Below are 12,964 nucleotides of genomic sequence, written 5' to 3'. Positions count from 1 at the left end.
TAGGGTGGCTTGGAAAATGGAATATCCGCCCTTCGGCTCCTTTAATCTTACTAACTCTTTCAGTCCCTCGGAGTAAATAGAAACAAAATATACGAGATATGAAATTAACCGAATTGCTCAAGAACGTCAAGCCGCTCGATATACGGGGCAGTCAGGACGTAGAAGTAGCCGGCATCAATATAGACAGCCGCAAGATAGAAAAGGGACATCTGTTTGTCGCTATCAAGGGTACGCAGACCGATGGCCACCGCTTCATAGCGAAGGCTGTAGAGCTGGGAGCGACTGCCGTGCTGCTCGAAGATATGCCGGCGGAATTGTCGGAAGGCGTTACCTATGTGCAGGTAGGCTCTACCGAAGAGGCGGTAGGGAAGGTGGCAACCCTCTTCTGTGGCAATCCCTCGCACAGATTGAAGCTCGTCGGTGTTACGGGTACGAACGGAAAGACTACCGTCGCCACCTTATTATATGATATGTTCCGCAAGTTCGGCCATAGGGTCGGGCTGATTTCGACCGTCTGCAACTACATTGACGGCAAGGCATATCCTACCAGTCATACAACGCCGGACCCTATTGAACTGAACCATCTTCTTGCCGAGATGGTGGCGGCAGGCTGCGAATATGCTTCATGGAGTGTTCCAGTCATGCTATCCATCAGCATCGTATTGGTGGATTGAAGTTTGCCGGCGGTCTGTTTACGAACCTTACGCGCGACCATCTCGACTATCACAAGACGTTTGAGAATTATCGCGATGCGAAGAAAAAGTTCTTCGACAATCTCCCCAAGGATGCTTTCGCCATAACAAATGCCGACGACAAGAACGGCATGGTGATGGTCCAGAATACCAAGGCAGTCGTAAAGACCTATTCCGTACAGCGGATGGCCGACTTCCGTGCGAAGATTTTGGAGTGTCATTTCGAGGGAATGTATCTCGAAATCGACGGCAGGGAGGTCGGAGTGCAGTTTATCGGCAAGTTTAATGTCAGCAATCTGCTCGCCGTTTATGGTACAGCGGTGATGTTGGGCAAGAAGTCCGAGGACATCCTTGTGGCTCTCAGCACCCTTAAAAGTGTCAACGGCAGACTTGAACCCATCCATTCTCCCGAAGGCTTCACGGCCATTGTAGACTACGCCCACACCCCTGACGCACTGGAAAACGTACTCGGTGCCATTCACGACGTGCTGGAGGGAAAGGGCGGAAAGGTCATTACCGTCTGTGGAGCCGGCGGCCACCGCGACAAGGGCAAGCGTCCGCTGATGGCACAGGAGGCGGTAAGGCAGAGCGATAAGGTCATCCTTACGAGCGACAATCCCCGGGACGAGGATCCGCAGGCCATTATTGACGATATGATGGCAGGACTTGACGATGCGCAGAAGAAGAGAGTGCTCTGTCTCTGCGACCGTCGGGAGGCTATCCGTGCTGCCTGCATGATGGCGGAGAAGGGAGATGTCATACTCGTGGCAGGCAAGGGACATGAAGACTATCAGGAGATAAACGGTGTGAAGCACCATTTCGACGACCACGAGGTAATACGGGAAATCTTTGGAATATAGTCCAAGGCCCACCGGGCTGCCCCTGTCGGCAATACCGGAAGGTCCGCCCCGTCTCCTCCAATACTAATTATAAAAAGCAGAAAGAATGTTATACTATATCTTCCGATGGCTCGACCAGTTCGGCATCAGTGGTTCTCACCTCTGGGGCTACATCAGTTTCCGTGCCATTGTGGCGATGATTCTCGCCCTTGTTATCTCGTCATGGTTTGGCGAAAGGTTCATCAAGTATCTCAAGAGCAAGCAGATTACCGAGACGCAGCGGGATGCTTCGATAGACCCGTTTGGTGTGAAGAAGATAGGAGTTCCGTCAATGGGCGGTATCATTATCATCGTCGCGCTCCTCGTTCCCGTGCTTCTGTTGGGCCGGCTCCGTAACATCTACCTTATCCTGATGATTATCACGACCATCTGGCTCGGCTTTCTCGGCGGCATGGACGACTTCATCAAGATATTCCGCCACGACAAGGAAGGGTTGAAAGGCAAATACAAGATAATCGGGCAGCTGACCATCGGCCTGATAGTCGGCATTGTTCTCTGGGCCTCCCCGGACGTAAAGGCGAACCTGAACCTCGAGACGGTGCAGCAGAACGGAAAGGAAGTAGTCGTCCAACATAAGGAACAGGCCGAAAAAACCTTGAAGACAACCATCCCGTTTGTCAAGAACCATAACCTTGATTACTCCGAAATCATGTCTTTCTGCGGCAAGCACAAGACGGCGGCTGGCTGGATTCTCTTCGTCATAATGACTATTTTCGTCGTTACGGCAGTCTCCAACGGAGCCAACCTTAACGATGGAATGGACGGAATGGCGGCCGGCAACTCTGCCATCATAGGCGTTGCGTTAGGCATACTGGCATACGTCAGCAGCCATATTCAGTATGCCGCCTACCTCAATATAATGTACATACCGGGTTCTGAAGAACTGGTGGTGTTCTTCATGGCGTTCATCGGTGCCCTCATCGGATTCCTGTGGTACAATGCCTACCCTGCACAGGTATTCATGGGCGACACGGGCACCTTACGATAGGCGGCATTATTGCCGTCGGGGCAATCATCATACACAAGGAGTTGCTGCTCCCGATACTCTGCGGCATCTTCTTCGTGGAGAGCCTGAGCGTCATTCTGCAAGTCTATTACTACAAACTGGGCAAGCGCAAGGGCATCAAGCAGCGCATATTCAAGCGTACTCCCATCCACGATAACTTCCGTACGCAGGACAGCCAGTTGGACCCGGAATGTAAATATCTTATAAGAGTGCCGCACACTGCCGTCCACGAGAGCAAGATAACTATCCGCTTTTGGATTATAACCATTATTTTGGCGGCATTGACCATTATCACTCTGAAGATAAGGTAGGCAAGGTCTTCCCAAGCATCCCCGAAGAAGGGAATGTGAGATGCCGTTAGCTGCCGGAAACGAAAGGCGGAAGAGCAAAGTCAGAAAGCAGCGGAGAAATAAAAAGAAAGAGACAACGGATATGCCGATTTGCAGTCGGGACCATCCGAAAGAAGCATAAAAACAAGATAATGATGAAGAGAATAGTAGTTTTGGGAGCCGGAGAGAGCGGTGCCGGAGCTGCCGTACTGGCAAAGGCAAAGGGATTCGACGTCTTCGTTTCGGACATGTCGGCCATCAAGGACAAGTACAAAAAGCTCTTGGACGACCACCATATAGAGTGGGAGGAAGGCCATCACACCGAGGACAGGATACTTTGTGCCGACGAAGTCATCAAGAGTCCGGGCATACCCGACCAAGCTCCGATGGTCAGAAAGCTCATTGAGAAGGGCACGCACATCATCAGCGAGATAGAATTTGCCGGCCGTTACACCGACTCCAAGATGATTTGCATTACCGGGAGCAACGGCAAGACGACCACGACGAGCCTCATCTACCACATCTTCAAGGATGCCGGGTACGACGTAGGCCTTGCCGGAAACATCGGAAAGAGCCTTGCCCTGCAAATTGCAGAGGAACCCCACGCCTACTATGTCATAGAGTTGAGCAGTTTCCAGCTTGACAACATGTACGATTTCCGTGCGAACATAGCCATCCTTCTGAACATTACGCCCGACCATCTCGACCGCTACGACTTCAAGTTCGAGAACTATGCCGACTCGAAGATGCGCATTATTCAGAACCAGACCCACGAGGACAGCTTCATATATTGGAACGATGACCCTGTCATAAGGAAAGAACTGGAGAAGTTCGACGTAAAGGCAGTGCAGTATCCCTTCTCGGAACTGAAGGAAAAGGGAAGCATCGGCTACATCGAAGAGGGACAATACACCATCGAACAGCCCACGCCGTTCAACATGGAACAGGAGGAGCTGTCGCTGACGGGCAAGCACAACATCTACAATTCGCTTGCCGCAGGCATTGCCTCGAACATCAGCGGCATCAGAAAGGAAAGCATCCGCAAGAGTCTGAGCGACTTCCCCGGTGTGGAGCACCGTCTGGAGAAGGTCTGCAAGGTCGCAGGCGTGCAATATATCAACGACTCCAAGGCCACCAACGTCGATGCCTGCTGGTACGCCCTCGAAAGTATGCGTACCCCGACCATCCTCATTCTCGGCGGAAAGGACAAGGGCAACGACTACGAACCGATAAAGGAGCTTGTCAGGCAGAAGTGTGCCGGACTGGTATATCTCGGTGCCGACAACCAGAAGCTGCACGACAACTTCGACGGCCTCGGCATACCCGTCCGCGACACCCATTCAATGAAAGACTGCATACGGGCCTGCTACGAGCTGGCAAAGCCCGGCGACACCGTTCTCCTGAGTCCCTGCTGTGCCAGTTTCGACCTCTTCAAGAACATGGAAGACCGCGGCGAGCAGTTCAAGACCCTTGCCCGTGCGCTGTAGCGGCGGGGAGATTGGGCGATGAACGCTGGGAATTGACGGCTTGCAGTCTGGCAGGTCGCCCTGTCGTGGCGACGCCCGGGGCAGGTAATTGTTCTCCGGCAGCCTCACGCATAAAGGACAAACAAAAAGCAAACATCGCAAAAACGGAAAACAAAAGATGAACAACAAATCGTTCAGCAACATCATCAAAGGCGACAAGGTCATTTGGATGGTCTTCTTCTTCCTTTGTATCATCAGCATCATCGAGGTCTATTCCGCTTCGAGTTCGCTGTCGTACAAGGGCGGAAACTACTGGAGTCCGATTATCAAGCACTGCGGTCTTCTTGCCTTGGGCACTTGCATGATGGTCGTCGTGCTGAACATCAAGTGCAAGTACTTCCGTCTGGCAACGCCGTTCCTCCTCTTCTTTGCCTTCATCACGCTCATTTGGGTGCTCTTTGCAGGCGAGACGACCAACGGGGCCAACCGGTGGACGAGCATACTCGGCATACAATTTCAGCCGTCGGAGCTTGCCAAGGGCGCACTGGTACTGGCTGTGGCGCAGATACTCAGCCGCATGCAGACCGACCATGGAGCAGACAGAAAGGCTTTCAAGTATATTCTGATAGTCTCTTTTTTCATGATAGGGCCGATAGTCCTTGAGAATCTCTCTACAGCCATGCTCCTTTCCGTCACCGTTCTTCTGATGATGTTCTACGGACGGGTGCCCATGAAGCAGCTCGGCCGCCTCCTCGGCATCTTCGCCTTGGGTGCCGTGTTGGCTGTATCGGTAATTATGCTGGTGGGAGGAGACAAGGGCGAGACTACCGAGAAGGAAAACCTGACCGAGCAGACCATAGGGCAGGAAGAGCAGGAAGACCCCAGCTTCGCCGAGAAAATATTCCACCGTGCCAGTACGTGGAAGGCGCGCATCCGCAAGTTTTTCGACAACAAAGAGGTGCCTCCCCATGAATATGACCTCGACAAGGACGGACAGATAGGCCATTCCAACATAGCCATAGCCTCGTCCAACATCGTCGGCAAGGGGCCGGGCAACTCTACCGAGCGCGATTTCCTGTCGCAGGCCTTCTCCGACTTCATCTACTCCATCATCATTGAGGAGATGGGCATAGAGGGAGCGGCGTTTGTCGCCTTCCTGTATATCTTCCTGCTGTTCCGTACGGGCATCATCGCCAATCGGTGCGAGAACGCTTTCCCTGCCTATCTGGCGATGGGCATTGCCCTGCTGCTCGTAACGCAGGCATTGTTCAACATGCTTGTAGCCGTCGGACTGGCCCCCGTAACGGGTCAGCCGCTCCCGCTTATCAGCAAGGGAGGTACGTCTACCATCATCAATTGCATCTACATAGGCGTCATTCTCAGCATCAGCCGGTCGGCAAAGAAAAAAGACCGGGGGCAGCAGGCCGCGAGCTCAGGCAAGGCTGCAGCCGCTGCAGCCGGAGCTTAGCTGCCAGTGTGGTCTGTCAGCTTTCCGGCGAGAATGTCAGACGGCAGGCAGGAAGCCATGCCCTTGTTGTAAAGACATTTCGCAATCAGATGGCGGACGGCTGGCCGGACAGGCTTGGCGGCATGGTCAGAGTGCCGTTTTCAGCTCTCTAAAGCGGCTCTTTCTCCTTGCGAAAGGGGCTTGTTCACTAAGCGAAAGTGCCACTTCCGCAGTGCAGTCCGATAAGTTTCTGTCTGACAACTGGTTGCGCTCCCGATGCGATAGTCTTGGTCTCGTCGTGCGAAAAAGAGCCAAGGAGATAATGGCAGTAAATATTTTTCCGGCCGAAAAAGCGGAAAAGGCAAGTCCGGCTCGCTTTAAGAGCCTAAAAATAAAGGGAAAATTGTCCTGTGATGAAAAAATTGAGTATCTTTGCAGAACACTATACGTATTAATATGGACGAAGATTTGAGAATCATCATCAGCGGAGGTGGAACGGGGGGACATATCTTTCCGGCTGTTTCCATAGCCAACGCCATCAGGGCGAAGCATCCCGAAGCCAAAATCCTCTTCGTAGGGGCAGAGCAGAATGGAGATGCAGCGCGTTCCGGCAGCAGGATACGAGATAAAGGGACTTCCCATCAAGGGATTCGACCGCGCACACAAGCTGAACAATATCTCCGTGCTCTGCAAGCTGGTGAAGAGTCTGCGCATGGCGCGCGCCATCATCAGGGAGTTCCGTCCACAAGTAGCCGTAGGCGTAGGCGGATATGCCAGTGGTGCGACGCTGTACGAATGTTCCAAGATGGGCATCCCTTGCCTGATACAGGAACAGAACTCCTATGCAGGCGTTACCAACAAACTGTTGGCCAAACGGGTCAGGAAAATCTGCGTTGCCTATGAAGGCATGCAGCGGTTCTTTCCTGCCGACAAGATAATCATGACGGGCAATCCTGTCCGTCAGAACGTGCTCGCTACGCCGATGAGCGTGGAAGAGGCCCGCCGGAGCTTCGGCCTGCAACCCGACAGGAAGACCATCCTCTTTGTGGGAGGCAGCCTTGGGGCACGCACCGTCAACCGTTCCATCATGGAGCATCTTGACTTGGTGGCAGGAACAGACGTGCAAATCATCTGGCAGACGGGCAAATACTATAGCGAGAGCATCGCCGGGTTTATGAGAGGCAAGGAGCTTCCGAACCTGAAAATTATGGACTTCATCAGCGATATGGGTGCTGCCTATAAGGCTGCCGACCTTGTTGTCAGCCGTGCCGGAGCCAGCTCCATCAGCGAGTTTCAGCTTATCGGCAAGCCCGTTATCCTTGTTCCGAGCCCGAATGTGGCAGAAGACCATCAGACAAAGAACGCCATGGCACTCGTCAATAAGGATGCCGCTCTCTGCGTGAGGGATGCCGAGGCTCCCGATACGCTGCTGAGGCTTGCCCTCGAAACCGTTGCCGACGATGCAAGGCTGGCAAGTCTGGCGGAGAATGTAAGGAAAATGGGACTCCACAACTCTGCCGACGTGATTGCCGACGAGGTGCTGAAGCTGATATAAAAACCTCTCCAAGTCCCTCGGGGGAGGGGTGCGGATTACCAAACGAGGGCGCACCCGGGCCGGAAACGGGCGGACGGCCGATTTAGTACCGTCAAGCCCCCTGACAAGGGCAACCGCGCTGTAGGGACAGACGCTCCCGTCAGTCCGCCCGGACAGAATCTTTGCCGGCAGCGTTTCCCGTATTCTGCGCTCCGGTCGCAGTGCTCACCCCCAAGCAAAAAGAAAGAAGTATAAACGAAACAATGGAACTCAAGGATATAAAAGCAGTTTACTTCGTAGGTGCAGGCGGCATCGGCATGAGTGCCCTCGCCCGTTATTTCCTGCACAAGGGGGCGGTCGTGGCCGGTTACGACAAGACACCGTCTGCCCTGACCCGTCAGTTGGAAAAGGAGGGAGTCTCTATCCATTACGAGGAAAACGAAGAACTCATTCCCGAGGCGTGCCGCGACAGCCGGTCGACACTGGTCGTCTATACCCCCGCCGTCCCGGCATCGCACAGCGAACTGGCCTATTTCCGTGCCGGCGGATTCGAGATAGAGAAGCGTGCCCAAGTGCTCGGCACGCTCACCCGTACCCATAAGGGACTTTGTTTCGCCGGCACGCACGGCAAGACCACCACGTCGGCCATGTGTGCGCATATCATGCACCAGAGCGCAGTAGACTGCAATGCCTTCCTCGGAGGCATATCGAAGAACTACGGCACCAACTATATACTCTCAGACCACAGCGACTACGTGGTCATCGAGGCCGACGAGTTCGACCGTTCCTTCCACTGGCTGCGTCCGTGGATGAGCGTCATCACCTCTGCCGACCCCGACCATCTTGACATCTACGGAACCAAGGAGGCTTATCTTGAGAGTTTCCGACACTATACCGAACTCATTCAGGAGGGCGGTGCGCTGATTATACGCACGGGGCTGGAGGTGCAGCACCATGTCGGCGACGGGGTAAGGGTGTACGGATACGGCCGCAACGACGGAGACTTCCATGCCGAGAATATCCGCATAGCCAACGGGACGATTGTCTTCGACTTTGTTTCTCCCGTAGAGAACATTGCCGATGTGGAACTGGGGCAGCCCGTGCCTATCAACATAGAGAACGGCATTGCCGCCATGGCGATGGCACAGCTCAACGGCTGCACTGCCGACGAGATAAGGAACGGCATGAAGACCTATGGGGGCGTCGACCGCCGTTTCGACTTCAAGGTGAAGACCGGCCAGCATGTCTTCCTCTCCGACTACGGGCACCATCCCAAGGAGGTGCTTCAGAGTGCACGGAGCCTGAAGGAGCTTTACAGGGGGCGCAAGGTAACGGCTATCTTCCAGCCGCACCTCTATACCCGGACGCGCGACTTCTACAGGGAGTTTGCCGACTCGTTGAGCTACTTCGACGAAGTCATCCTCACCGAAATCTATCCGGCCCGTGAGGAACCGATAGAGGGCGTTACCTCCAAGCTCATTTACGACCATCTGCGCCATGGGGTGCGCAAACTGATGATACGGAAGGACGAGGTTCTCGAATTTGTGAAGAAGCGCGATTTCGACGTGCTCGTCGTTCTCGGTGCCGGAGACCTTGACAACTACGTTCCGCAGATAGCGGAGCTGATAAAGGAAAAGGAATAAGCGAAGATGCGCGTTAACTGGAAGAAGATAATTATCTGTACGCTGAACGTCGTACTGGCTGTCTATCTTGTCATGGCGATAACCTCATGGAATAGTCCCGACAAGGGCAGCCGTGTATGCACGAAGGTAGACATCAACATATCTGATTCCAACAATGCCGGCTTCCTTAGTGCTGCGGAAATAAAGCATATCCTTGAGAAGGACGGGCTGTATCCGCTCAACAAACCGCTGAAGGCTGTCAGTCCGCGGCAGATAGAGGAAGCCCTGAAGGTAGGGCCTTTCGTGCGGACAGCCGAATGTTTCGTTACGGAGAACGGGCATGTCGACATAACCATCTCGCAGCGGATGCCCATTATCCGTATCAAGAGCGACCGGGGAGCCGACTACTACCTTGACGACAACGGGGGAATACTCCCCAACTCGAAGTACACGAGCGACCTGATTATCGCCACGGGAAATATCAACCGCTGGTTTGCCCACTATGGCATCGCCCCTCTCGCAAAGGGCATCAACCGCTCGGAGTTCTGGAGCAACCAGATAGAGCAGATACACGTGCTGCCCGACCGCGGCATAGAGCTGGTACCGCGTGTGGGAGACCACATACTCTTCCTCGGCTATCTGCCGACGAGCCGCAACAAGAATGTCAGCTACCGCGAAATCATTGCCTTTACGGACCGGAAGCTGTCCCGGCTGGAGAAGTTTTACCGGTACGGATTGTCGCAGGCGGGATGGAACAAATACTCCTACATCAGCGTAGAATTTGATAACCAGATTATCTGCAAGCGGCGCAGTGCGGAGGAGGAACGTAAGGAGGAAGAGGCTGTCAGCGACAGTCAGAAGCCCGAAAAGAAACAGGAGGAAGCCCCGGTGGAGCAGCTGACCGAATGATGCTGGGCAGATGAATACAAGAAACAAGCAAGAACAGAAAATAAAACAATATTCATAATACTCTAAAGTGTATGGCAGAATACGTCGTAGCCATTGAACTTGGCTCATCAAAGATAACAGGTGTAGCCGGCAAGAAGAACCTTGACGGCAGCATCACTGTTAATGCCGTTGTGCAGGAAGATGCTTCCCAGTGTATCAGGAAGGGGTATGTCAACAACATAGACCGCACCGCACAATGCCTGACAGGTATTATTAACAAGCTAAAGAAACAGCTCAAGTACGAGATTACGCAGGTCTATGTCGGCATTGGCGGCCAGTCGATACGCAGCGTGCGCAACGTTATTGTCAAGGATTTGCCCAACGAGACCATCATCACCGGCACGATGGTTGACAGCCTGATGGATGCCAACCGCAACATGGCGTACCCGGAGATGGAGATTCTCTACGCTGCCACACAGGAATACAAGGTAGACAAGCAGACCGCCATTGACCCTATAGGAATGACGGCAAGCCATCTGGAGGGCAATTTCCTCAATATCCTCGGGCGGAAGAGTTTCTACAACAATCTCAATATCAGCTTTGACAAGGCCGGAATCAACATTGCGGAACTCTATCTCGCCCCGGTAGCACTGGCAGACAGCGTGCTGACCGATGCCGAGAAGCGTGGCGGCTGTGCCTTGGTTGACCTTGGGGCCGACACGACCACCGTTATCGTCTACCACAAGAATGTCATTCGCCACATTGCCGTCATCCCTCTTGGGGGCAACAATATCACGCGGGATCTGACCTCCTTGCTCATTGACGAGAAGGATGCAGAGCGGATGAAGCTCAAGTATGCCAGTGCCTATACGGACTTGAGCGACATCGACAGCAGCCTGCGGTATTCCGTAGACCCCGAACAGAGCGTGGAAAGCCGCGCGTTCATAGACCTTGTCGAGGCGCGTGTGGAGGAAATTGTGGAGAATGTAGCCGTACAGATTCCGGCAGAATACCACGACAAGCTCATCAACGGATTTGTCCTGACGGGCGGCGGTGCCAACATGAAGAATATAGAACGTGCCTTCCGTACATACGCGCAGGCCGACAAGGTGCGCGTTGCCAAGTTTGTCAATCAGCCGGTTACGTCTTCCAATCCGGAGGTAAATGCCAAGAACGGTCGAATGAATACCGTTCTCGGACTCATAGCCAAGGCAGACATGAACTGCGTCGGTGCTCCCTACAACCCCAGCGAGCTGCCTTTTGCACAGGAAGACGGCGTGCAGGGCAACCGTATTGCCAAGGGCGAGCAGCTCGGAGTGGTGAAGACTCAGGCCGAGAAGGAGAAGGAAGAGGCCGAACGCCGCCGGCGCGAGGAGGAAGAACGGCTCCGTCTCGAAGAGGAGGAGCGTCAGCGCATAGCCAGAGAGGAGGAAGAGCGTCGCAAGCGTCGCGAGAACAGCCCGTGGGGAAAGTTCAAGCGCAAGCTGAAGGGCTTCGGCGATTCCATTCTGGAGCCGGAAGAATAATACGTGCGTTTCGTTACAGACTATCAAGAACAATTAAAAACCAACTACTGTTATGGCAGACAACAATATCAATAACAATATATTGGACTTCGACGACCTTGAACACGAGAACAGCATCATCAAGGTCATTGGTGTAGGTGGCGGCGGCGGCAATGCCGTCAACCACATGTACCGCGAGGGAATCCACGATGTAACGTTCGTACTTTGCAATACCGATGCGCAGGCACTCAACGATTCTCCAGTTCCCGTGCATCTTCAGCTGGGCAAGGAGGGCTTGGGTGCCGGCAACCGTCCCGAAAAGGCACGGCAAGCAGCCGAGGAAACCATCGACGATATAAAGAACATGCTCAGTGACGGTACGAAAATGACCTTCATTACTGCCGGAATGGGTGGCGGTACGGGGACGGGCGCAGCACCTGTCATTGCGCGTATCAGCAAGGAAATGGACATCCTTACGGTCGGAATTGTTACCATTCCGTTCAAGTTTGAAGGCACGAAGAAGATTGATCAGGCCCTTGATGGCGTGGAGGAAATGTCGAAGCACGTCGATGCCCTCCTCGTTATCAACAACGAGCGTCTGCGTAGCATCTATCCGGAAATGAGCCTTTTGGGAGGCTTTGCCAAGGCCGACGATACGCTGAGCATCGCCGCCAAGAGTATTGCGGAGATTATTACGGTGCACGGCCTTATCAACCTTGACTTCAACGACGTGAAGACCGTCCTGAAAGATGGCGGAGTTGCCATTATGAGTACGGGTTACGGTGAGGGCGAAGGCCGCCTGAAGCAGGCTATAGACAATGCGCTGAACTCACCGCTGCTGAGCGATAACGATATTTTCAACTCGCGGAAGATTCTCATGTCCATCAATTTCAGCAGTGACGGAAAGGACAATTCCGGGCTGACCATGGAAGAGATGAACTATCTCAACGACTTCATGGAACAGTTCAACGACGGCTTCGAGCTGAAGTGGGGTACGGCCATTGACCCCGAACTTGACCGCAAGGTGAAGGTAACCATTCTCGCCACCGGCTTCGGAATCAAGGATGTGGACGGTATGGACGACCATATCAAGGTGCGTACCAACGATGAGCGTGCCAAGCTCGACGAGGATGCAGAGAAGCGCGGACTCCGTCGCGACAGGTATTATGGTAAGGATACTCACCGCATGTTGCAGAAGCGTCGTCATCATATCTATCTCTTCACACCGGAAGAGCTGGACAACGAGGACATCATTGCCGATGTAGAGACTACTCCTACCGCCAAGCGGACCAAGCAGCAGCTGGAGAATATCCGCCACGCAAGCAATCCTTTGACTGGCGAAGAAGACGAGTCGGACAATGCCGTGCAGGGAGTTATAAGTTTTGTGTAGGGCATTACGGGTTCTAAAAGATAATTAAGTCATTTTCCTTCGGGCGCGAATCAGTTGGTTCGCGCCCGTCTTTTTATAGGACAGTACCGTTTTCCGGCAGGATTGGCCGTTGTTTTCCGGGCTTCAGGGAGGCCTCAAATTTATATACGGTTAGCGGAAAATTTCTATACGTATAGAAATATTTTT

The 12,964-nt window shown here is 53.5% G+C and carries 6 protein-coding genes and 3 pseudogenes; all 9 read left to right on the top strand.

The genetic code is table 11. From position 1 onward, the window contains the following. The first annotated feature begins 98 nt into the window (after nucleotides 1-98). Nucleotides 99-1,552, top strand: a pseudogene (locus JCM15908_RS12370) (UDP-N-acetylmuramoyl-L-alanyl-D-glutamate--2,6-diaminopimelate ligase). 85 nt (nucleotides 1,553-1,637) lie between these two features. Further along, nucleotides 1,638-2,908, top strand: a pseudogene (locus JCM15908_RS12365) (phospho-N-acetylmuramoyl-pentapeptide-transferase). Nucleotides 2,909-3,081: 173 nt separating this feature from the next. Beyond that, a complete protein-coding gene (gene murD / locus JCM15908_RS04705; protein WP_025002467.1) occupies nucleotides 3,082-4,413 on the top strand; it encodes a UDP-N-acetylmuramoyl-L-alanine--D-glutamate ligase in 1,332 nt (443 codons plus the stop codon). A gap of 157 nt (nucleotides 4,414-4,570) precedes the next feature. Further along, on the top strand, nucleotides 4,571-5,860 hold the full coding sequence (locus JCM15908_RS04700) for an FtsW/RodA/SpoVE family cell cycle protein (protein ID WP_025002466.1): 1,290 nt from the start codon (nucleotides 4,571-4,573) through the stop codon (nucleotides 5,858-5,860). 435 nt (nucleotides 5,861-6,295) lie between these two features. Continuing rightward, nucleotides 6,296-7,394, top strand: a pseudogene (gene murG / locus JCM15908_RS12360) (undecaprenyldiphospho-muramoylpentapeptide beta-N-acetylglucosaminyltransferase). A 242-nt stretch (nucleotides 7,395-7,636) separates the two neighbouring features. After that, nucleotides 7,637-9,016 (top strand): UDP-N-acetylmuramate--L-alanine ligase, encoded by a 1,380-nt coding sequence (gene murC, locus JCM15908_RS04690; protein ID WP_025002465.1) that lies wholly within the window; start codon nucleotides 7,637-7,639, stop codon nucleotides 9,014-9,016. 6 nt (nucleotides 9,017-9,022) lie between these two features. Beyond that, a complete protein-coding gene (locus JCM15908_RS04685; protein ID WP_025002464.1) occupies nucleotides 9,023-9,904 on the top strand; it encodes a POTRA-like domain-containing protein in 882 nt (293 codons plus the stop codon). 71 nt (nucleotides 9,905-9,975) lie between these two features. After that, the gene (gene ftsA / locus JCM15908_RS04680) at nucleotides 9,976-11,409 is read left to right on the top strand and encodes a cell division protein FtsA (RefSeq protein WP_025002463.1); all 1,434 of its coding nucleotides are present in this window, start codon (nucleotides 9,976-9,978) and stop codon (nucleotides 11,407-11,409) included. Between the two features lie 52 nt (nucleotides 11,410-11,461). Beyond that, nucleotides 11,462-12,778 carry a cell division protein FtsZ gene (gene ftsZ, locus JCM15908_RS04675; RefSeq protein ID WP_025002462.1) on the top strand — a complete coding sequence of 439 codons (1,317 nt, stop codon included), beginning with the start codon at nucleotides 11,462-11,464 and terminating at the stop codon, nucleotides 12,776-12,778. The last annotated feature ends 186 nt before the right edge of the window (nucleotides 12,779-12,964 follow it).

Source organism: Prevotella dentasini JCM 15908 (genome assembly GCF_000614065.1).
GTDB classification, from domain to species: Bacteria; Bacteroidota; Bacteroidia; order Bacteroidales; family Bacteroidaceae; genus Prevotella; species Prevotella dentasini.
Note: the sequence above shows the minus strand (reverse complement) of the source record. Positions and strands in the feature narration are given on the sequence as shown.

What these genes read in the sequence shown, in the direction of transcription:
- JCM15908_RS04685 (WP_025002464.1), top strand. Translation starts at nt 9,023, where the DNA reads ATGCGCGTTAACTGGAAGAAGATAATTATCTGTACGCTGAACGTCGTA.
- murD (WP_025002467.1), top strand. Translation starts at nt 3,082, where the DNA reads ATGAAGAGAATAGTAGTTTTGGGAGCCGGAGAGAGCGGTGCCGGAGCT.
- ftsA (WP_025002463.1), top strand. Translation starts at nt 9,976, where the DNA reads ATGGCAGAATACGTCGTAGCCATTGAACTTGGCTCATCAAAGATAACA.
- ftsZ (WP_025002462.1), top strand. Translation starts at nt 11,462, where the DNA reads ATGGCAGACAACAATATCAATAACAATATATTGGACTTCGACGACCTT.
- JCM15908_RS04700 (WP_025002466.1), top strand. Translation starts at nt 4,571, where the DNA reads ATGAACAACAAATCGTTCAGCAACATCATCAAAGGCGACAAGGTCATT.
- murC (WP_025002465.1), top strand. Translation starts at nt 7,637, where the DNA reads ATGGAACTCAAGGATATAAAAGCAGTTTACTTCGTAGGTGCAGGCGGC.